Genomic DNA, 20,073 nt, shown 5'->3' on the forward strand with positions numbered 1-20,073 from the left:
ATGACACATCAACCTGATCCCTCCCATGTTCATGACGATCAATCGGAACACGTCCCTCGGCCTCCCTCGTTCTGGCGATCGCGCGCCGGCATTTATCTGATCGTCGCCTTGGTCTTGGGCGGCCTTCTTCTTGGCTACGAGCACCGAGTACACCTTCTGAGCAGCGGATTGCTCATCTGGCTGCCATTGCTGCTCTGCGTTGGGATGCACTTCTTCATGCACGGGGGGCACGGCGGGCATGGCTCCGGAGGCGACAAGACATGACCGAACCCGGAACGGCATATGGCCTTTGGTTGCTTGTATTCATCAACTCTGCGGTCTTCATCATCTTCGCCTTCAGCTTTTTCAAGCCGCAGACTTCGCGCGACTGGCGGAGTTTCGGGGCGTTCAGCGCCTTTGTCGTGGCGCTATTCACCGAGATGTACGGGTTTCCACTGACGATCTTCCTTTTGTCCGGCTGGCTGCAATCGACCTGGCCCGATATCGACTGGCTTGCACACGATAGCGGACATTTGCCTGAAATGATGTTTGGCTGGCAGTCAAACCCACATTTCGGCCCCTTCCATATCCTGAGTTTCGCGCTGATCGGAGGCGGCTTCTGGCTAATATCCGTGGCATGGCACCATCTCTGGTCTGCACTACGGCAAGGGCGGCTTGCCACAACCGGTCCCTATGCCCGCATTCGCCATCCCCAGTACATGGGATTCGTTCTCATCATGCTGGGCTTTCTGGTGCAGTGGCCGACCATTCTGACGCTCGCGATGTTCCCGGTGCTGGTCTGGATGTACGCCCGTCTTGCCCGCGCCGAAGAAACCGACAGCCGCGAACGGTTCGGCGAAAGCTGGGACGGGTATGCAAGCCGCGTCCCAGCTTTCATTCCTAACCATCGGACCAAAAGGAGCGACGACCCTCAATACGACTGATGCAAACCCAGGAGGAAAAGATGAAGAGGCACGTAAATGTACTTGCCGCGATTGTCATGCTTTCGACGGCACCGGCAGCATTCGCCGAGTCACACGGCGAACAGATGAGTATGATGAGTCCCGGGCTCATGATCCCTCTGATGAATCCGGCCAAGGGCAGGCTGCTTTTTGCATCCAAAGGCTGCGTTGTCTGCCACTCGATCAACGGCGTCGGCGGAGAGGACGCGCCGATGCTGGATGCGGAATTCATGGACATGCCGATGAACCCGTTCGAGTTCGCGGCTCGCATGTGGCGCGGCGCCCCGGCAATGATCGCGGCGCAGGAGGACGAACTTGGTGCACAGATCGAGTTTACCGGCGAGGAGCTCGGCAACATCATTGCGTTTGTTCACGATGCTGGCGAACAGGCGAAATTCTCCGAGGATGATATCCCGCCAGAGATTCAGGAGATGATGGAGCATATGGAATGAGTCAGGGCCGAAGAGCAGCTTCCAGGCTATCGGCTTGCTCCTAGTGGCGAAGGAACAAGATGTGCCCGAAGTTGACCTGGTCTGAAGTGGCTGAGCGGAAGAGTCAGGGAACTGCGAGAAGCGAGGCATTTATCGAAATGGACCATGAGGAGTGCGTAGAATGGCCGCGAAGAAGTTCGCAATTGCGGTGCTTATTGTTGGCGGACTCGCGACAAGTATTGTTGCCCAGTCCGATAAAGGGCGCGACCGGCCAACGGTCAGCACGGAGATGCACGGCGCCGACGCCGCAAACCCTGCGCCTGACCCCGAGACAATCAACGTGCCCGAAACCCTGAGCGCGCCAGCCTATTTCGGCCAGATTGCTTTCGAACGCGCCTGCGCGTCCTGCCACGGCACCAACGGGGCCGGCGGGACCGGCAAGGGCCCGCCGCTGATCCATCCTATTTACGAACCCGGTCATCACGGTGATACGGCTTTCCTTCGGGCCGCCATGGCTGGAGTGCGGTCGCATCATTGGGATTTCGGTGACATGCCGCCCGTTGAGGGGATCACCGATGAAACCGTTGCACTGATCGTGACATATGTCCGCGAATTGCAGCGTGCGAACGGAATCCAGTGATGGCTGGTCGCCCCGCACCGCCTCGGGCTGTCCCGAGGACGATCGTGCTGATCGGCGGCACGGGCGATGTTGGCCGAAGATTGGTGCCATTGCTGCTCGATCACATATCGGGCAGTATTCTGGTGGTTTCGCGCAGTGGCATTGCACCAGATGATCGAGTAGAGACGCTGCGACTCGATATCGCAGATGCGGGTGCCGAGGCCGGGCTTCCGCCTGGCGCGACGGTGGTGAACCTGACCGAAGCCACGCCACCATCCATCGCAGCCCATATCGTTCGCACAGGCGGAAGGTTCCTCGAAACCTCGGCCTCGCCCGATTATCTGGAGGCGATCACTCGGGAAGCGGCGGCCACCGGCGGCCCGGGCGCGGCTGTCGTCTGCGTCGGAACCGCGCCGGGCCTCAGTACGTTGATGGCCGCCGATATCGCGCGTGTCGAAGGCTGCGCGACAGTCGATATCGGGTTACAGCTCGGCATGGGTCGGCACTATGGCGCGGCGGCGACGGCATGGTCGATCGGTGCCTTCGGCACCGCCTTCCGCCAATCCGGTGCGACGGGCACGACGGCGCGACCCAGAGACGTGTGCCGGTCATTTGCCTTCCAGCGGACGGGGCGGGAGCGGCCTGCGCTCGGCATCAGCTTCGCGAAGGAGGGCATCGCGGGGCGCTCCGCTGCCAGCTCGTCTACCCGGGCACGTACATTTCTGGCCTTCGATCCGGCCTATGTGACGCGCTTCGTCTGGCTCCTCCTGCGCCTCGGCCTCGGACCGGCCCTGGCGCGGCGCAAACACGGGCTGACGCGCATCCTGATGCGGTTGCCATCCCTTGGGCGCACATGTACCCGGATCGCGGTCGAGGCGCAGGGGCCGGACGGCGGCGTTCTGGCCTCCCGGCATCTCACGGCCGGCGATCAGGCCGATGTCACCGCTGCCATGATCCTGGCGACGATCCGCGCGTCCCATTCAAAGGAAGCACCTCTGAGCGGTGCGACGACGATCGTCGACCACCTGACCCTGTCCGGGGCACTCGACGCTTTGCGCGGACTGCTTCCAAACATGCCGATCGAGACGTGGTCCACCGGGACCGACGGAGAACGGACATGAGACGCGCCCGCAGCTTTCTACGGCTTGGCCGGATTCTGGCCAGCCTCTCGACGGATATTCGGGCGCTCTGCCGGTACGACCCGACCGGCGGCGACACGCGCGCGCCCGACCGATTTGCGCAGAACCTTATTGCGCTCGGCCCGGTGTTTGTGAAGCTCGGCCAAATCCTCAGCACCCGGCCCGACATTCTGCCCGAACGCTACGTCGCGCGGCTGTCCGAGTTGCAGGAGCGCGCGCCCGAGATGGATTTCGCGACGATCCGGCGCGTGGTCGAGGAGGAACTCGGTGCGCCGCTCGAGACGGCCTTTGACAGTTTCGAGTCCGCGCCCGTCGCTGCCGCGTCGCTTGCACAAGTGCACAAGGCGAGACTGAAAGACGGCACGACCGTTGCCGTCAAGGTGCAGCGCCCGGGACTGGAGTCGCTGTTCCGCCGCGACCTCGATGCACTAGAGTTCGGGCTTCGGCTCCTGCGTGTGCTGGCGCCGCGACGACTTCGCCGTACAAACCTGCGGGCGTTTCTCTCAGAATTCCGGCGTTATTCGATGGGGGAACTGGATTTTCAGGCCGAAGCCCGCGTCATGGAACGGTTTCGGTCAAATCTCGCCGGACAGGAAGGTGTGCGTGTCCCCAATGCCTTCCCCGACCACACCACGGCCCGCGTGCTAACGATGGACTGGGTCGGGGGCATGCGCTTGTCCGAGGCGGCGGCTACTTTTTCGGGATCAACTCAATCCGCACTGGTCGACCGGCTGGTGTCCATGCTGCTCAGGATGTTCGTCTCGGACGGCCTGTTCCACGCCGACCTCCATCCCGGCAACATCGTCTTTCACTCCGATGGCACTTTCACGTTGCTCGACTTCGGCATGTATGGCGAACTGAACCCGGCCGAGCGGGACCGCTTCGTGCTCTACTGGATGGCCGTGGCGCAGCGGCAGACCCGGCGCGCCTACCATCATTTCATCCAGCAGACCAAGCCGCTGCCAAGCGCGGATCACGAGCTCTTCCGGCAGGCATTCAACGACCTCGCCGCCCAGTTCTATGCGGCACCCTCGCGTGAAGCCAGCCTTGCGCGGACATACCTCGCGATGATGTGTGCGGGCTATCGCGCCGGGTTCGTCTTTCCCGCCTCGCTCATGCTTCACGCCAAGGCGCTGACCACGGCCGAGGCGCTGCTGTTCAAGCTGGCGCCGGATGCGCGCTTCGACGAACTCTCGCGACCGTTCATCGCGCGCGAGGTGGCAGCAAGGTTTGCGGCAAGCGATCCGGTAGGACGCATCACGCAGATATTGCCAGAATTTTTGCTGACAGGTGCCCTGCCACCCGCCGAGGCAATCGACGAGTTCTGGGACAGGTCAGCAACTCACGGCATGTGGAAAAATGTCCTGGGCGCGTTCGGGCCGGTGGATCAAGGCATCGGACGCGCCGCGCTAACGGCGCTGTTCCGCTGTTTTGCGCAGCGCCACCTGGGGCAGGAGACGGAGCGACTGCTTTCCGAAACCTGGGCGGCCTACGATGCTCTCGAGGCCGACCTGCCGCTTCAGCCGAACACCGGCGCGATACTGACCACACATCTCGCCGCGCTGACCCTGGCACTGCACCGAACCCTTATCTCGCACGGCCGGTCGCAGGCACAAAGCCGCGCGCTGATCCATGCGGTCGGCTGGGACATCTACCGCCGAATGGCCGATCCCCCCTGGGAACTGGCTCGCACGATCACCGCAGATCCGGCAAAACGGCTGCGGATCGCGACCGACATGTTCCGCCGCTTCCCGTTCGGACCGCCAGGTTATGGCTGGCGCGATGTCGAGGCGGGTGAGGATGTCGTCGCGTTCGACTGCACGAAGTGCCCGGTGGCCGAGTTCTTCGCCCATCACAACGACGCGGAACTTTGCACCGCGACGTGGTGCGCGCTCGATTTCCCGGTAGCCGAGAAGTGGGGCGGACGGCTCGTGCGGCCCAAGACCATTGCCGGCGGCCATGATCATTGTGACTTTCGCTGGCATTCCGGACCGGCTCTGGACAGTGCGAAAACAACAAAGGCAGGACGGAATGCAGATTGAAAATAGAAGCGACACCTACCGCGAAGGCTCGATCACCCTGGGCGGGGCTGTCGCAATGGGAACCGGCGTGATGATCGGCGCCGGAATTTTCGCGTTGACCGGACAGATCGCACAGCTCGCCGGTCCGCTGTTCCCACTCGCCTTCATCGCTGGCGCGATCGTCACCGGTTTCAGCGCCTACAGTTACATCCGAATGTCAAACCAGTGGCCGTCCTCTGGCGGCATCGCCATGATATTGCAGAAATGCTATGGCCCCGGTGCGGTTGCCGCGGGGGCCGCCTTGCTGATGGCGCTCAGCATGGTGATCGCGGAAAGCCTCGTGGCCAGAACCTTCGCGACTTACGTCTTGCGACCCTTCGATATCGATGGTGGGCCACTGGTGCCAATCCTCTCCGTGGGTGTCATCGTCTTTGCCTTCCTCGTGAACATCGCGGGCAACCGGTCGGTCGGGCTATTCTCGCTGGTTATGGCAGCGATCAAGATCGGCGGTATCGGGCTGTTCGGTATTGCCGCGATCTGGTCCAGCGGCTTTCGGTTCGCAGCGGCATCCGACCCGGCGCAGGCCTATGGAGTGACGGGGTTCATCGCCTCCATGGCATTCGCCATCCTGGCCTTCAAAGGGTTCACCACCATCACCAACAGCGGATCCGAGATTACCGAGCCAAACCGCAACGTCGGCCGGGCGATCATGCTCTCGATCGGGATCTGCGTGGCGGTCTATTTGCTGGTGGCCTTCGGTGTTGGATCGAGCCTGACAATCGACGAGATCGTCGCGGCGCGCGACTATTCTCTGGCCGAGGCGGCAGAGCCCGCGCTCGGGCAGACTGGTTTCCTTCTGACGGTCATCCTTGCGGCTGTCGCCACCGCGTCCGGGGTGCTGGCCAGCGTGTTCGCGGTGTCGCGGATGCTGGCGATGCTGACCGACATGAAGATGATCCCGCACAGCCATTTCGGAATGTCGGGCCCGATCCAACGCCATACACTGGTCTATACGGTTGTCATCGCTTCCACGCTCGCGGTGTTTTTCGACTTGGGCCGGATCGCCTCGCTTGGTGCCTTTTTCTATCTCGTCATGGACATGGTCGTGCATTGGGGTGTCTTTCGCTACCGGCGCGAGGAGATCGGGGCTGCTGGTCTCGTACTACTGACAGCGCTATCGCTCGACGCAGTGGTCCTGGTGGCCTTCACGGCGATGAAGCTGCAGAGCGACCCCACTATCGTGCTCTACGCCGTCTCAGGGATCGCGGCGGTCTTTGTCTTCGAGCGGGTCTACCTGTCGCGCTGGCTGGCGCCGCAGGCCGCTCATGAACACTCAGGGTATCATGAGCAGGTCCAGACACTCTTCAAACCGGATGGCGAACGCCTTCACCGATGAAGAACTGGCGGACCGGAATAGTTGCTGACAGGGAGACAGGCAGGGGCGCCCATGTCGGGGCAAGCTGGTTCACCTCGAAATCTCCCCTGCCAACACCGCTCGTCCGTGTACCGCCAAGGTTGCTGAAAACCTCTGGCACCCAAACTTGCGGATCACATCGAGTACCCGCGCTTCATAGGCAGCATGCCCGATCAAACGACACAGGTCGGACGCGTGGAACTGGCGGTTGGCAGTCGGCGCGGCTTGCATCTGTCTCAACAATTCGCGCTCTTTGGGGTCCGATATCCGTCTCACTGGTGGCTTTGCCGCGGGACGAGGTGGAGTTCCCGATGAATTCCGCCATCGGCGCATGAAACCAAGCAGGAAGCCGGCGGGCACCCTGCCGTTGCCTCGGGACCGGTTGAAGGCGAGGAAGCGTTCCCAGATGACCTGGGTGTCGACGTTCCAGCAGGGCAGCGTGGCCTTCGCTGCCTTGATGAGTTCCGCCCAACTGGTCTGAAAAACGTTCGAACTCGCGGAGATGTCGATCAGTCCTGAGAAGATAGTTTTGTTATTATTATCTCCAGATAGTGATGTGTCGCCTTCACCTGACACGAGATCATGAGTTTCACTCTCCTCGTCGAAGGCTGAAAATCGAAAAATCCAGGGTGCGAACTTGCCATTCGGCTTCGCCCGCTCGAGCTGCAACTCCGACGTCTCTAGTTCGTTCAGAAGAACCGATAGATACTGTCGTGAGACTCCCATTTTCTCCGCCAGGGCCGAGAGGGTGAAGGCTGCCGTTCCGCGGGACAAACCGTTGTAGCCGTCCTTCCAGGCGATGGCATCGAGGATGAGGGTGGCCAGCTTGTGCGCGGCAACAGAGAGATTTGTCTGCGTGATCCGTCGCAGGATCAGGCCGGTCGTAGGTTCCATGGTCGAGGTCTCCTTGGAGATCCGACGCCATGTCGTGATACAACACCATTCTTGCCGGCAAAACAACTTTGCTGGTTGCAGGTGTTCGAGCGGTGCGCTAAAAATCTCTTGTTCACGGAGTTTTCCAGCGCGGCGTCAGGCTTCACGGTCTGGCGTCGTCTCCTTTTTGGGGGTTTGCACAGCCTCCCGTGCAGGGTTGTCAGGAAGCGCGCGGCGAAACCGCGGGCTGGTTTTGTCAGTAGCGAACTTCTTCAGAGCCATAGTTCCCGGCGTGATCGCGCCAGTCGACGAAGACGGAACGGTAGAAGTAGCTGGCGCATCCATTCGGGATGCTCAGGCCGGATCCGGCCGGCACTTGGCCCACGTTGGATCTTGTCCATCGGTAATCGCCTTGCATTCCGTAGGACCCCAATCGTGTGGAATCGCTGCGATTGCAGTCGCCATCTCGGTTTTCATGCTGGCGGTACTGGATGTGATAGACGCGAATGCTGCGCACGAAATCGAAGGCGTCTCCCGAGATGTCGATGTCGGCTCCGTCTGTGGCCTGAACCTCCATCACCTGTCCGTCGTCAGGGAAGGACTGCCGGGGCAGGGTGGCTTGGAATGCGGCGTCGAGCAGGCGCTCGGCCGGTTCGGGGGCCTCGGTCGGCGAGAACGACGCTCCCATAGGGCAGCGCCATATCTGGAGCGGCGGCTCGATGGGCCAGGGGGTGATCCGGCGGATGAATACCGCTCGGGCATGGGCACAAGGTGCCGATGCAGGCCATCCGCCAGCAAGACAGAGCAGGATGGCGCAATCCACCTGGTAGGCACTTGCGGGCGTCGCAAGAGGAACCTGGCCCGAAAGCGTCAATGTCGCGGCCATCGCCAGCCGCACGATATGGCGTCTCATGTATCGACTCCCCACAAAACTATTTGCGCGAATACAATACCACACGTTTGACAGCAATCGGATTTCTTTGCCTGGGATATCTGGCTCGCAGGCCCAGGATCTATGGTTTGGATGCGGCAATTGCTCCATGAAGCGGGTCAGAGAGAATCAATCACTTGCCTTATGTCTTCTTATGCATACATAAAAGCGGTACAAAGACCGGGGATATAAGCATTGCCTGCGTCATACCTTCCACCCCCCGCCGCCAAGCGGGCGATCCGAAAGCTCGGGTCCGATATCCGTGACGCGCGTTTGCGCCGCGGCTTGCCGGCGTCTGTTGTCGCCGAACGGGCGGGTATTGCGCGCTCGACCTACCACAAGATCGAGAAGGGTGATGCTGGCGTGTCCGTCGGCATCTATGCAGCTGTGCTGCAAGCATTGAACCTGATGGATGGACTTGCAGACCTCGCTGATGCCAGGAACGATCCCCAAGGTGCGCATGCAGCACTTGAGCGCTTGCCGAAACGCGCGGTTCTTGCGCGCAAGAAGCCTGGCTCCAAGGAGAGCAACTAGGTCATGGCGGAACGGGTCGTCGAAATCGACATCGAGATCGATGAAGCGATAGTGGCTGTTGGGGTCATGCGTTGTGTGCCATCCCGGGCGCGCGAAACCGTCGTTTTCGAATACGCAGACGATTGGCTGAACCGGCCAGAGCGGTTTGCTATTGATCAGGGTGTGTCGCTCTCGCCCGGGCCGTTCGTGCCATCAGGCAACGGAGAGATGTTTCCCGCCCTTGGCGACGTGCCCCGGACAACTGGGGCCGCGCCCTGATGCGGCGCCGCGAACGGCGCCGCGCTGCGCAGGAGGAACGTCCGGTTCGAACCTTGTTCGAGACGGATTATCTTATGGGCGTCTCCGATGTCAGACGCATCGGAGCCTTGCGGCTGCGATGGCGTGGCGAGGCGGAATGTGCCGCACCCGTCCAGGGCGGCGTTCCGGGGTATATCGCGCTCCAACGTCTTCTCGACGCAGTCGGGCGGTTCGAAGCTGGCGAGGAACGGGACGAGGACCTCGATCTCATTTTCGCGCCCGGGGCCTCGCTCGGCGGGGCTCGCCCGAAATGCTCGTTCTATGATGTCGAGGGCAAGCTCTCGATCGCCAAGTTTTCCAAGGCTGACGACGATTACAGTAAGGAACGCTGGGAGGAGGTCGCCGCGCGATTGGCAGATCGGGCCGGCCTGACCATGGCTGACCACTCTATGGCAAACATCGGTGACCAGCCGGTCTATCTGAGCGCCCGGTTTGACCGACGCGCAGCAGGCGAACGCATCCCGTATATGTCAGCCATGACCATGACGCAGAACCGGGATGGCGTATCTGGTAGCTATCTCGAGATCGTAGACGGGTCGTGTCGCGGAAGTGGTGGAAATTCGAAGGCGGCGTAATCTCCGGGTGACCTGAAACCCACCCAACCGGCGGCGCCAACCGCCAGGGAGATCACGCCATGACCCAGATTACCGACACTTCAAGCTTTTCGCTACTGGCCGGGGAGGCCGGGTTCGACCCGATCGAGGATCGGCTGCGAGCGAACGTCCGTGCGACCATCGAAGCCGTGTTCGAGGAGGAGCTTGCCAGCTTCCTCGGCCGTCTTCGCTACGACAGGGGCGACGGAGCCGCGAAAGGCTATCGCCACGGGCACCGCGAACGGAAACTCACCGGCACGTTTGGGACCGAGACAGTCCGCGTTCCTCGCGCCCGGGTCGAGGACGACGCAGGCAAGGTGACGGAATGGCGGTCGAAGGCGCTGCCCCGTTACCAACGACTGACGAAGAAGGCCGAGGCCCTGATCGCCGCGGTCTATCTCGCCGGGACCAACACGCGTCGGGTCAAGCGGGCGCTGTTGGGGTTGTTCGAGGGCGCTGTCAGCAAGGACGTGGTCAGCCGGGCCTGGCGGAAGGTCAAGGTGGACTGGGACGCCTGGTGTGCCCGCAGTCTGGCCGATGAGGACATCGTCCGCCTGATCCTGGACGGAACCGTGATCCGGACACGGCTGGATCGGAAGGCCACGAACATCTCGGTTCTGGCCGCGATCGGCGTGCGCCGCGATGGACAGAAGGTTCTGTTATCCATCAGAAAACATGGGCGGCGAGAGCACGGCGGCTTGGCGCCAGTTCCTCGACGATCTGGACGCACGCGGCCTGAAACGACCAGAGTTCGTGATCGTCGACGGTGCCCCGGGGCTGGAAGCCGCGCTGGTGGCGCTGTGGGGCGAGGAGCTGCCGATCCAGCGCTGCACCGTCCACAAGCACCGGAACCTCCTGGCCCATGCGCCGAAGCACATGCAGGATGAGGTCACCGAGGACTATCGGGACATGATCTACGCCGACACCGCGGCCGAGATCGAGAAGCGGCGCAAGGCGTTCCTCCGCAAGTGGCGGCTCAAGTGTCGGGCGGTGGCCGACAGCCTTGAAGAAGCCGGGGCGCGGCTCTTCACCTTCACTCGGCTCGACCCGTCGCAATGGAAATCGGCCCGGACCACCAACGCCATCGAACGCCTGAACGGGGAGTTCCGCCGCCGCATCAAGACCCAAACCGTGCTGCCCTGCGCCGAGACCGTGCCGATGCTGCTCTGGGCGCTGCTCGCCTCAGGCCAGATCCAGATGCGAAAGGTCGATGGCTGGGAAACCCTCTCTCAGCCCATCGAACCGATGCCCCTTGACCTCGCCGCTTGAAAAAACGAGCCTTCACATGCCCGGAGCACGCCGCCAGGGAATTTCCACAGCATTCGCGACACGACCCGTAGACGCGATCACCAGGACTGGCAGCCAGGCAGCCAGGGATCGTGAAGAACTGAACCGTCGTCTCATCTTCACCGTTCTGGTGTCGAATACCGACGACCACATGCGCAATCACGGGTTTCTTTGGGATGGTCCCGCCGGATGGCGGTTGTCGCCGGCGTTCGACATCAACCCGACGTCCCAGTTGGAAAAGCCGCGCGTCCTGCAGACACGGATCGATTACGACGATGGCACCTGTGACATCGACCTTGTGCTGTCCGTGGCACCTGAATTCGGCCTCCGCACCAAACGCGCCCGGGAGATCGTCGCTGAGGTGGCAAGAGCGACAGCCACATGGCGTGAGGTTGCGCATCAGGTCGGCGCTCCGACACGCGAAATCGACTATCTGGAAAGTGCTTTCGAGCACGACGATCTGGAGAAGGCTTTGACGCTTTAATGTCCGCTTAAGCGGACATCTAAATAGATTTGTGTCTTCGTAACCGAACAGACCCGATGCACTGCAACAGTCTTTCCCGTACCTTCGGTTTATAGCCGGTCCTTCAGGCGCTGCACGAAATCCATCCGTTCATGTAGGACAGCGATAATGATAGGCTGCGAGGCAACAAGCCAGACGACATAGTGATGTTCGCACCGCAAGATCCTGACGTCGTCCGGCAACTGATCGAAAGCCTTCGACCGTGCCCGCCTTGTACCGATGGCGTCGCAGCAAGACTCGATCTGGCTCAGATACCGGTCGGCCTGATCTGCGCCCCATGTTTCGAACGTGTAACTCCAGATTGCGCGCAAATCTTCCTCGGCGCCGAGCGTAAGACCGTATCCAGCCATTCGGGGACTTATTGCTCGGCTTGGTTACGGGCTTCGCGCCGGATGTCATTGATCGACTTCGAGGACAGCTCGCCCTGGCGGGCCTGCTCGATGCGCGGTTCAAGGAACCGTGCCAAAGCATCGAATGCGTCTTCCTCGCTCATGCCATCGAGATGGGGCGCATCGCCAAGCGTCCGGTTCAGGACATACTCCTTGATGCTTTGCCCCTTCAGGGCCGCGATAGCCTTGAGCTTCTGGTGTTCTTCAGGGGTGATATCGATTGAGAGTCTAGGCATGTTTTCAAGATAACCGCCCTCGACCCACAAAACAACATTTGTTCACTCTAGAATCTCGGCCAGCCTTCCATAGTCCCGGCCAACCTCCTGTGCCTCGTGAAACGCGCGTTGGCGCTCGGCGTCCAAGCAGCGGAAGTATTCTTGTATGTCGGAAATGTAGCCCTCGAAATCAGAACGGAGCAGATCGGCATATTCTCGAATGTCTTCGGGCCGCTCAGGCAGGAATGGCGGTTCCGGCGCGGTGCAGGCGCTTGCGATTGGGCCAATCGACGCGAGAGGCAGAACAAGACCAAGCAAACCGTATCGAAATGCACAAAACATGCGCAGGGCAAAACTCCTTTGCCACTTCAAATTTATGGTTTCGTGCGGTAGCTACCTATTGCAGCCAAAGACGGTTCGTCAACTCAAATAAATCGTCTTGCAGTCAATTATGTTGCATTGTATCGACCGTGTGGAAATGTTCCCGCGGGCCGATACTCATGATGAGGAGGGCCCAGGGAAGGTCATGATAGAAGAAGCACCGAATGTGGTCACCGAAGATGGACTGCGCGGCTTGCTCACTGAGGGCTACCTCATCGAGGTGGTCTGCAAGGAGAGAGCGGAGAAGCGCCATAACAGCTGGTACGGCTCGTGGGTCATCCGCGCCGTCGCCACTGATGGGCGCGACGACAAAATGCTCGTCACCAGCCGAAGCGTCCTCAAGCTCCGTGATTTCAAAACCATCGTTGGCCTTGTCAGCTTCCTCGCTGACATGGGCTGCACGACGGCGAGCATCCCACTTGAAGAAGGTGGCCGCGAGCGCCACACCGTTCCTGGTCAACCGGCAGGGGCGCAAAACGGAGCGGCTCCGGTCAAGGGCATCTGATCGCGCGACTGCGCTCGTCGTTGCTTTGGGTACAGGCGTTTGTTCCGCGCCCCCGGCCCTGGCCGACGGTTTCATCTTCCAGGTCCGCCCCGACGGCCAATTGATTTCCTCTTCTCAAGAGGCAAACGGGCGCCTTTTTCTCTTCGCAGAACCCCGCGTTCCCGACGCCACTATCGAGACAGCGATCCCGGCCCCATCTGCCGCCCGCGCCACCCCAGAAATCCTGAATGCGATCGAGACCACGGCTCTGCGCTATGCCGGGCATGGTGCGCTGCGTCGCGCAGGGCTTTCCGTCACTGATTGGGCGCTCCTTTACCGAGCCAACATCGAGGTTGAGAGCGCGTACAATCCCGCTGCACGTAGCCCTGTCGGTGCCATAGGCCTTGGGCAGCTTATGCCGGATACCGCCCGCGATCTCGGCGTGGACCCACATGACATTGCGCAGAACCTCGACGGATCAGCCCGTTACCTGCTGATGATGCTCGACCAGTTCGGCGAGGGCTCTCTGGCCCTTGCAGCCTACAACGCTGGCCCGGAGGCGGTCACACGCCACGGCGGCATCCCCCCTTTTCGCGAAACCCAAGGCCATGTGGCCCGTGTGACAGCCGTGTTCCAGCGGCTCAGAGGAGACCTATCGTGACGTCCAAACCTTCCCTTGTCGCGCTCGGCGCGATGGCCCTTATCGTGATGGCGGGTCCAGCGCTCGCCCAGAGCATCGACCTCTCACCGGTGCAGACGCTTCTGCAAGGCATCGTCGATGCGATCACCGGTCCCTTGGGGATCGTGATCGGAACACTTGCGCTGATCGGCGTGTTCCTGTCCTGCCAACTTCGTACAAGCCCGCCGACTCCCAACGCAAGTGGAGTCGGCCATAAGGGCTTGTACTCAATGTAGAAAATCGCCCTACAAGGGCGATTTCCCGTCCTTTGTCAAATGGATCGCGCTTCGCGCTCATTGCACCACGCGATGCGGTCTCCGCATCGCGCATCGCGTCTTTTGCGCCCCGTCTCTTGCACCCCGCAAGACGGGTTTTGCCGCGTGCTAACCGTCTCGCGTCACCCGCGGAACGACATACGCGAGACTGCCTCCAGTCGTCTGGAGCGCGCTATCCGTCACCTGCATTCCGTCCGCTGTACATCGCCGAGCGCATCCCGACATTTGGAGGGTGTGTGGTGCCCCGCGACGAATGCTGAAGGCGCCACGGCAGACGTCGCACGGTCATCGCACAACGCCGCCCGCTGCATGCCAAACGCGGGTCGCATCCCGACTTCTGCTTGACCCCTCAGTCTCATGCGTTTAGCGACATTTTGGTATTATCGTTGCGATTCACTATTTTTGCGGAGAGTCAGAATGCCGAACGAAAATCTTGTGGTAATCGCAGCGATGGCCCGGAAAGGGGGCAGTGGAAAAACGACGCTTTCGCGCGCCTTGATCAGCGCCGCGATCGCCGCCGGACGCAGAGTGAAGTTGATCGACACGGACAGCACGAGAGTACTCGGGGCCTGGCATGCTCGGGCGGAAGCCGGTGGACTGAGTTCGCCGCTTCTCTGCTCGGCCACCGTCGAAAGCGTGGCGGATGTCGAGGATCAGATCGATCAGGTCTACATGGCAGACACGGCAGACTTCATCTTCATCGATACCGCAGGGGTCGGTGCCGAATGGTCAGACGGCATCGCGGTGCTTGCGGACCACATCGTGACGCCTGTCATGCTTTCGACGTCTGATTTCGATGTCGGAGCGCAGACTGCCGATTGGTTTGAGAAACTGAAATCCCGTGTTGACGACCCCTCCAGCCTGCCGCGCCACCACGTCGTCCTCAACATGGTCGACCCGAAAACGACCCGTGCTGACGCCGCCCTGATTGAAGAAGCGCTCACCCGTTTTCCGGTGATTGAGACCGTCATGATGCGGCGGAATACCTACAAGGAGATGGACCAGAAGGGACTTCTCCACGCCTTGGCGCTGGAAAAGCAATCCGATCCGAACCCTCTGATGCGTCCACATGTACGTCATGTCGTCGAGGCGCTCGAGGAGGCAACGGACATCCTCAACAACATCCTTGCTGCGTGAGGACAGTCGATTGCGCAAGAAGATCCCGACCATCACCAGGCCCGACCGAGCCTACGCCGCCACCCTGCAACAGGGTGACCGCGAGGCTCCCGGGAAGGAAGATGAGGCACAGGTCACAGCAACAAAGACAGGCACCCCGGCCGTTGACGTTGACGCTGATCGGAACGAGTCAGAGCGTGTGCCGGAAGGTGCCGTGGCGCCGCACCAAGTCACCGCGGAAAGCTCTGACCCGCATACCAGCCTGAGAGCTCCCGTATCGGCGCGCGCTTTGAACCCGACCCGGAAGATCGACATCAGGGTCAACGCACTCGAACGACAGGAAGCAGCGCTGGAGACTTGTGGTGTTGAGCCAGCACATGTGGTGCGTGCCGCCCTGCGCCGTGCAGTCAAAGGCTGGCAACTGTCGCCGGTTTTCGCCCCAGTCGCGGAGGAGCGACGCACTCGAAACACGCGGTGGCAGGCCCGGACATCTCTGGCAGTCGATGCGGCCAGCCTGGGTGTCCTCCTCCGGGACCACGACCCACTCGACGTCTTGAGTAAATGGGCCCTGATCCGCGGCCAGGTGGAACCACGCATATGGGGCGAGATCGACAAAATCTTGGAAGAAATTGCTGTTCGTGCTGCATCGCCGCATGAACCGTAAGATACCTATCTGAAAAGATAACTTGCATTTCTCCGGTGGATTTTCGCCCACCCGGAACTGTTCATCTTGCAGTTGCAGAAACCTAGTCCTAACACCAGCTAACAGGAATTTCAGACCTCAGTAGTGACGAGTTGCGAGGTCCATTTAGGAGGAACGCATTATGAATACGAAGCCCCGCCTGACTGGCGAACCGATCATGCGCATCCTCTGCAAGACATCTGAAAATCTGGTTGGCTACCTTTACCAATGGAACAATGGTGACGTGCAGCCTGCCTGGTTCGACGGCGCCATAACGGAAGTTCGTTACGAACCGTTCGTTCAAGCGCCGAAAGAAAACTCCGCCAATCCAGAGATCCCCGAACTGCGTCAGCAAGATCTGATGCACCTTGAAAAGGCCTAGCTCAAAGCCTCGCGTCGGTTTGTGGGTCATCCCATCTCGCAGGTCCTTTGAGCGATAGAGTTGACTTCTATACCTCAAAAGTGATCTAGGTATGAGTTATAGAAAGGATATCTATAACTCATGGCTTGGAACTGGACGCTGCCTGATTGGCCGGATTTCCGGTATGACGCCTCCGCTCTGGAGCCGTTTGAGCAGACGTTCCTGCTGTCGTCCGGAGAAATCCTCGGCGCGGTCCATCATGTCAGCCAGCCGGAGCGCGAGCAACTCCGCATTGAACTGCTCAGCGAGGAAGCGATGCAGACGAGCGCCATCGAGGGTGAAATCCTCGATCGGCTAAGTGTCCAGTCTTCGCTGCGCCGCCATCTAGGCCTCGATCCGGACAGCTACCCTGCCAAACCGCGCGAACAGGGCGTCGCGGAAATGATGGTCGACGTCTATTCCAGTTTTGCAGAGCCGCTGACCCATGAGACACTGTACCGCTGGCATCGAATGCTCCTGTCCCATGACCGTCGGTTGGAAACCATCGGGGCCTACCGACAACACGCGGAGGCGATGCAAATTGTTTCCGGCCGCCTTGACCGGCCCACGATCCATTTCGAAGCGCCGCCTTCAGAGCGGGTCATGCCTGAGATGGAGCGATACGCGAATTGGTTCAACAAGACCGGGCCCGGGGGAGCAGAGCCGCTTCCAGCGCTGACGCGCGCAGGGCTAAGCCACCTCTATTTCGAGAGCATCCACCCATTCGAAGACGGCAACGGCCGCCTGGGTCGCGCCCTCGCTGAAAAGTCGCTGGCGCAGAACATTGGCCAGCCGACCCTCATCTCGCTCGCCTTCACCATCGAGAAGGAGCGCAAGGCTTACTACGACCAGCTCGAGCAGCATCAAAAAACGCTCGACGTGACCGATTGGCTCGTCTGGTTCGCAGAAGTTGTCTTGAAGGCCCAACAGGCAACACTCGACCGCGTCGGCTTCTTCATCAGCAAGGCACACTTCTACGATCGTCACAGGGACCAGTTGAACGAACGCCAGGCCAAGGCCATCGCTCGAATGTTTCGGGAAGGCCCTGGCGGTTTCCAAGGCGGCCTCAGCGCCGACAACTATCTCAAGATCACCGGAACTTCACGCGCAACCGCAACCCGCGATCTGCAGGACCTGGTCGAGAAAGGTGCGCTCAGCCGAACTGGAGATCGACGCCATACGAGGTACTGGTTGAAGCTTGGGTAAAAAAGCTGAAACACCAAGTCAGAAAAGGCTTCCCTGTTCCGCGAATTCACTGACCGGATCCTCGTCAAATACAATTCCGGAAATTGCCCCCAGATCCCGGACTACTTGAACAAGATGATGAGCCGTGTTCAGTTCCCTCCAGCCAGTCGCATCGCCGCAGGTTTCGGTCAGCCCCTTCGCGTTTCGCCAGATACGGTCGTCCGCAGGGGAAAAGCCCCTGCCGCTGTACTCCTTGCTCTCGATGATCTGCTTGCAGACGTCGCGCATAGTCGGCGTGAAGGCTCCCGAGTCGCTGCCCCTGACCACCAAGGTGTGGGTCTTGCCCGTGTAGCGCAGGTGCGGCCTCGGCCTCCCGCCTCCCTTGCCCTTCGGGAACAACATCCGCCCGCAATCCGCGCCGAAGTCACCGTATGCAAGTCGATCGGGTTGGACGCCGGTCTCTTTCAGGGCCGCCTGGAAGGTGGTCCACTCCGCCCTTGCGATCAACGTGCGCTCGTTAGCTCCGACCGGCAGCTTGTCGGGGTACGCCGAAGCTTGGTAGACAATCTTGCTCCACCGCGCCGCGGCGTCCAGTTGGTCGAAGATTTCGCCGATGGCAGGCGCGAAGTCGGCGCCCAGGGGGGCGCCAGTGAAGTCCACGAAGAGGACACACTGTTCAGGCCGGACGCCCGCCTTCTCCACCGCCTCGACCAAAGCGGCGGGATCAACTTCCTCGAAGTCCATGTAGATGCCCGCCCTGACGTCCCCGTCCCGAACGAGCGCCTGACGGGCCGGGTTGGCCAGATCGCCGATCGTCAGCACCGGAAGCAGGCGCGAATTCACGGCCGTGGCGATGCGGAAGAGAGTCGCCACCCCCTCGTCGCCGAGGGCGGCCGCTGCCAGTTGCGGGTCAAGAAACGCACGCCGGTGGGGCCAGCTCTTTCCAAGGCGCTCGCCCATCATGTAGGCAATCTCGTCCAGCGTGGGTACGCGCCCCTTTTCGGGATCGGACTCGGTGGGAGGCGGCACCACGAAGCGCGGGCAGACGTGCCCCTGATAACGGGGGGCCAGCCAGCCGCAGGCCGCGAACTCGCCGGGCTTAGCCCTGAGTGCCGGGTAGTATGGGAGCATCACTCTTTCCTTTCTGGGCTTCGCCCACAAACAGTTTTCTCACGGTGTTCCTCCCGATCTTGTTTGCGAACAGGGACCACTCTCCCCGTTCTTTGCGTATCCGCCCGAACACAATTGCCGGATGGATACCCAATTCGTTGGCGAAGCGCTCGATGACCGAAGCTGACTTCGCTATGCGGGCGGTAGAGCGCCGCCAGCGTTCTTCTGGGATGAGCAGGTTGGAAGCGAAGCGGTTTGCCTCTTCCTCCTGTTCATCGACCGATGTCTCTTGGTCTGTCTGATCGTAGAAGCCTACGGCCAGCCCGGTAGAGAAGTGAAGCGTGACGTGGGCAAGCTCATGCATCAGTGTGAACCAGAAGTTGTCCACGGTGTCGGTCCTTAGGGTCATTCCTATGACCGGTCTACCATCCACGATGAAGGCAGCGCCGTCGATCTTCAGGCCAGGCACCTGAGGCTCCACGATCAAAACGATTCCGCGAGTTGCAAGCACTTCCACTGCCCGGAGCGGCCCGTGGGGGTCGTTGCTCAGGCGGACCAGTTCGGGCATCCACTTGAGTTCAAGCGGCTCGTGAACATCCTCGACGCCTGCGAAAGCATCGCGCGCCCTGGCTGTTACCCTAGCGCGCCAAGCATGTAGCATAACGTCGTCGGTGTGATCCACAACGTTGAGGCCAGTTCGAAGAAGCCCAGGGCTTCCAAAGTCGATCCGGTTCTCTGCGATGTAGCGGCGCAGCTCAGCCTCGGTGAAGTCCTCGGCGAACCAGCCGTTCTCGCGCCCATGCTTGAGGATTTTCTTGATTTCGGATTTCGAGACCCCATCAATCACTTTGTCCAGCCCCCGGAAGGCTGGTTGGTCGGGCATGTCCGCCGTCAGGCGAACGCCGAGCAGCGCTGCGACACGGTTATAATTCTTGAGACTAATTTGGGCGTATCGCTCCGCTTCCCAACGCTGGACCTGCTGCTCCTTCACTCCGAGACGCCACGCTAGGTCTTTCTGCGAGTAACCGTTGGCTATCCTCGCGACGATCAGCATCAGGCCCGGTTCGTGATTGACTAGGTTCTTTAGTGCAGTCGGCTTCTGAGTTTCCTTGGCCTCTTCGTACGCTTCTACCGCGTGGGTCAGGCGCTCGCGCTCGGCCTTCATCATGCGCGAGACCTGCGAAACCACCTCGGGAGGCAGACCGGCAACAACCGGTTCCATCGCGTGCTCCGAGTTCAGTGCCTCGGTCAGACGAGAAATACGGGCGCGTGTGTCCCGCGCTTCCTTCTCGTTCAGGGTGATTCCGTTCATGGTCATGCCTCAATATACCCAACTTATCTGTTGTGGCCAAGTACCCAACAGATAAGTTGGGTGCAAGAGCGCTTCTGCCTCTAACACCCCATCAACCGAAAGATTTCGCAATCGCCCTTTGGTGATGACCTCCGTGCATCCACCCCGCCTAGATGCGGAAGCTCCTGTGAATCCCGGAGACAAAATGGACATCGGAAACGGTCGGGTGATCTGACCGTCGCGGAGTAAAAGTCCGCATCTTG

Annotated in this window: 24 protein-coding genes and 1 pseudogene; 19 read left to right on the forward strand and 6 right to left on the reverse strand. The window is 60.8% G+C overall.

All coding sequences use genetic code 11. The annotated features are described in order from the left end of the window. The 7 genes from KZZ07_RS22280 to KZZ07_RS22310 all read left to right on the forward strand — a co-directional run bounded on the left by KZZ07_RS22280 (position 1) and on the right by KZZ07_RS22310 (position 6,547). Positions 1 to 264: a DUF2933 domain-containing protein gene (locus KZZ07_RS22280; protein WP_219517414.1), complete on the forward strand. Its 264-nt coding sequence runs from the start codon at positions 1 to 3 to the stop codon at positions 262 to 264. After that, the gene (locus tag KZZ07_RS22285) at positions 261 to 923 is read left to right on the forward strand and encodes a methyltransferase family protein (RefSeq protein ID WP_219517417.1); all 663 of its coding nucleotides are present in this window, start codon (positions 261 to 263) and stop codon (positions 921 to 923) included. Before KZZ07_RS22280 ends, KZZ07_RS22285 begins: the two co-directional genes overlap by 4 nt. Positions 924 to 943: 20 nt before the next feature. Beyond that, positions 944 to 1,393, forward strand: a complete 450-nt coding sequence (locus tag KZZ07_RS22290; protein WP_219517419.1) for a c-type cytochrome — start codon at positions 944 to 946, stop codon at positions 1,391 to 1,393. A gap of 160 nt (positions 1,394 to 1,553) precedes the next feature. Then, complete coding sequence (locus KZZ07_RS22295; RefSeq protein ID WP_219517441.1) at positions 1,554 to 2,012, forward strand: c-type cytochrome; 459 nt, start codon at positions 1,554 to 1,556, stop codon at positions 2,010 to 2,012. Positions 2,013 to 2,056: 44 nt separating this feature from the next. Beyond that, positions 2,057 to 3,112 (forward strand): hypothetical protein, encoded by a 1,056-nt coding sequence (locus tag KZZ07_RS22300; protein WP_219517443.1) that lies wholly within the window; start codon positions 2,057 to 2,059, stop codon positions 3,110 to 3,112. After that, positions 3,109 to 5,172, forward strand: a complete 2,064-nt coding sequence (locus KZZ07_RS22305; RefSeq protein ID WP_219517445.1) for an AarF/UbiB family protein — start codon at positions 3,109 to 3,111, stop codon at positions 5,170 to 5,172. The genes KZZ07_RS22300 and KZZ07_RS22305 overlap by 4 nt, the downstream gene beginning before the upstream one ends. Then, a complete protein-coding gene (locus tag KZZ07_RS22310) occupies positions 5,162 to 6,547 on the forward strand; it encodes an APC family permease (protein ID WP_219517447.1) in 1,386 nt (461 codons plus the stop codon). The genes KZZ07_RS22305 and KZZ07_RS22310 overlap by 11 nt, the downstream gene beginning before the upstream one ends. Before the next feature lie 69 nt (positions 6,548 to 6,616). Here KZZ07_RS22310 and KZZ07_RS22315 read toward each other — a convergent pair whose 3' ends face one another. Both KZZ07_RS22315 and KZZ07_RS22320 read right to left on the reverse strand, forming a co-directional pair. After that, positions 6,617 to 7,459: a hypothetical protein gene (locus KZZ07_RS22315; protein ID WP_219517449.1), complete on the reverse strand. Its 843-nt coding sequence runs from the start codon at positions 7,457 to 7,459 to the stop codon at positions 6,617 to 6,619. A 235-nt stretch (positions 7,460 to 7,694) separates the two neighbouring features. Further along, positions 7,695 to 8,351: a hypothetical protein gene (locus tag KZZ07_RS22320; protein WP_255564523.1), complete on the reverse strand. Its 657-nt coding sequence runs from the start codon at positions 8,349 to 8,351 to the stop codon at positions 7,695 to 7,697. A 213-nt stretch (positions 8,352 to 8,564) separates the two neighbouring features. Here KZZ07_RS22320 and KZZ07_RS22325 point away from each other — a divergent pair, with 213 nt between their 5' ends. From KZZ07_RS22325 to KZZ07_RS22345, 5 genes and pseudogenes are all read left to right on the forward strand, one after another. After that, entirely contained in the window at positions 8,565 to 8,903 is a 339-nt protein-coding gene (locus KZZ07_RS22325; protein WP_219517459.1) for a helix-turn-helix domain-containing protein, read from the forward strand. A gap of 3 nt (positions 8,904 to 8,906) precedes the next feature. After that, the gene (locus KZZ07_RS22330; protein WP_219517461.1) at positions 8,907 to 9,161 is read left to right on the forward strand and encodes a hypothetical protein; all 255 of its coding nucleotides are present in this window, start codon (positions 8,907 to 8,909) and stop codon (positions 9,159 to 9,161) included. After that, positions 9,161 to 9,775, forward strand: a complete 615-nt coding sequence (locus KZZ07_RS22335) for a HipA domain-containing protein (RefSeq protein WP_219517464.1) — start codon at positions 9,161 to 9,163, stop codon at positions 9,773 to 9,775. Before KZZ07_RS22330 ends, KZZ07_RS22335 begins: the two co-directional genes overlap by 1 nt. Positions 9,776 to 9,834: 59 nt before the next feature. Then, positions 9,835 to 11,062: pseudogene (locus KZZ07_RS22340) on the forward strand (IS256 family transposase). A gap of 16 nt (positions 11,063 to 11,078) precedes the next feature. Further along, positions 11,079 to 11,564 carry a HipA domain-containing protein gene (locus KZZ07_RS22345; RefSeq protein ID WP_255564524.1) on the forward strand — a complete coding sequence of 162 codons (486 nt, stop codon included), beginning with the start codon at positions 11,079 to 11,081 and terminating at the stop codon, positions 11,562 to 11,564. Between the two features lie 89 nt (positions 11,565 to 11,653). On the opposite strand, the gene KZZ07_RS22350 is transcribed toward KZZ07_RS22345, so the two are convergent. Beyond that, positions 11,654 to 11,953, reverse strand: a complete 300-nt coding sequence (locus KZZ07_RS22350) for a type II toxin-antitoxin system RelE/ParE family toxin (protein ID WP_219517466.1) — start codon at positions 11,951 to 11,953, stop codon at positions 11,654 to 11,656. A gap of 8 nt (positions 11,954 to 11,961) precedes the next feature. Next, positions 11,962 to 12,228: a type II TA system antitoxin, ParD family gene (locus tag KZZ07_RS22355; RefSeq protein ID WP_219517468.1), complete on the reverse strand. Its 267-nt coding sequence runs from the start codon at positions 12,226 to 12,228 to the stop codon at positions 11,962 to 11,964. Positions 12,229 to 12,733: 505 nt separating this feature from the next. On the opposite strand from KZZ07_RS22355, the gene KZZ07_RS22360 reads away from it, so the two are divergent. The 7 genes from KZZ07_RS22360 to KZZ07_RS22390 all read left to right on the forward strand — a co-directional run bounded on the left by KZZ07_RS22360 (position 12,734) and on the right by KZZ07_RS22390 (position 17,430). After that, on the forward strand, positions 12,734 to 13,093 hold the full coding sequence (locus tag KZZ07_RS22360) for a hypothetical protein (protein ID WP_219517470.1): 360 nt from the start codon (positions 12,734 to 12,736) through the stop codon (positions 13,091 to 13,093). Continuing rightward, on the forward strand, positions 13,008 to 13,733 hold the full coding sequence (locus KZZ07_RS22365; RefSeq protein ID WP_370631229.1) for a lytic transglycosylase domain-containing protein: 726 nt from the start codon (positions 13,008 to 13,010) through the stop codon (positions 13,731 to 13,733). The genes KZZ07_RS22360 and KZZ07_RS22365 overlap by 86 nt, the downstream gene beginning before the upstream one ends. Further along, positions 13,730 to 13,987: a TrbC/VirB2 family protein gene (locus KZZ07_RS22370; protein WP_370631230.1), complete on the forward strand. Its 258-nt coding sequence runs from the start codon at positions 13,730 to 13,732 to the stop codon at positions 13,985 to 13,987. Before KZZ07_RS22365 ends, KZZ07_RS22370 begins: the two co-directional genes overlap by 4 nt. Positions 13,988 to 14,443: 456 nt before the next feature. After that, on the forward strand, positions 14,444 to 15,163 hold the full coding sequence (locus KZZ07_RS22375) for a ParA family protein (protein ID WP_219517472.1): 720 nt from the start codon (positions 14,444 to 14,446) through the stop codon (positions 15,161 to 15,163). Positions 15,164 to 15,173: 10 nt separating this feature from the next. Next, entirely contained in the window at positions 15,174 to 15,806 is a 633-nt protein-coding gene (locus KZZ07_RS22380; protein WP_219517474.1) for a hypothetical protein, read from the forward strand. A gap of 160 nt (positions 15,807 to 15,966) precedes the next feature. Continuing rightward, the gene (locus tag KZZ07_RS22385; protein WP_219517476.1) at positions 15,967 to 16,206 is read left to right on the forward strand and encodes a hypothetical protein; all 240 of its coding nucleotides are present in this window, start codon (positions 15,967 to 15,969) and stop codon (positions 16,204 to 16,206) included. Positions 16,207 to 16,326: 120 nt separating this feature from the next. Continuing rightward, positions 16,327 to 17,430 carry a Fic family protein gene (locus tag KZZ07_RS22390; protein ID WP_219517477.1) on the forward strand — a complete coding sequence of 368 codons (1,104 nt, stop codon included), beginning with the start codon at positions 16,327 to 16,329 and terminating at the stop codon, positions 17,428 to 17,430. Between the two features lie 18 nt (positions 17,431 to 17,448). On the opposite strand, the gene KZZ07_RS22395 is transcribed toward KZZ07_RS22390, so the two are convergent. Further along, positions 17,449 to 18,540: a beta family protein gene (locus KZZ07_RS22395; RefSeq protein WP_219517479.1), complete on the reverse strand. Its 1,092-nt coding sequence runs from the start codon at positions 18,538 to 18,540 to the stop codon at positions 17,449 to 17,451. Then, positions 18,509 to 19,831, reverse strand: a complete 1,323-nt coding sequence (locus KZZ07_RS22400) for an ImmA/IrrE family metallo-endopeptidase (RefSeq protein ID WP_219517482.1) — start codon at positions 19,829 to 19,831, stop codon at positions 18,509 to 18,511. Before KZZ07_RS22400 ends, KZZ07_RS22395 begins: the two co-directional genes overlap by 32 nt. Between the last annotated feature and the right edge of the window lie 242 nt (positions 19,832 to 20,073).

This window comes from Mameliella sp. CS4 (assembly GCF_019392335.1).
GTDB lineage: Bacteria > Pseudomonadota > Alphaproteobacteria > Rhodobacterales > Rhodobacteraceae > Antarctobacter.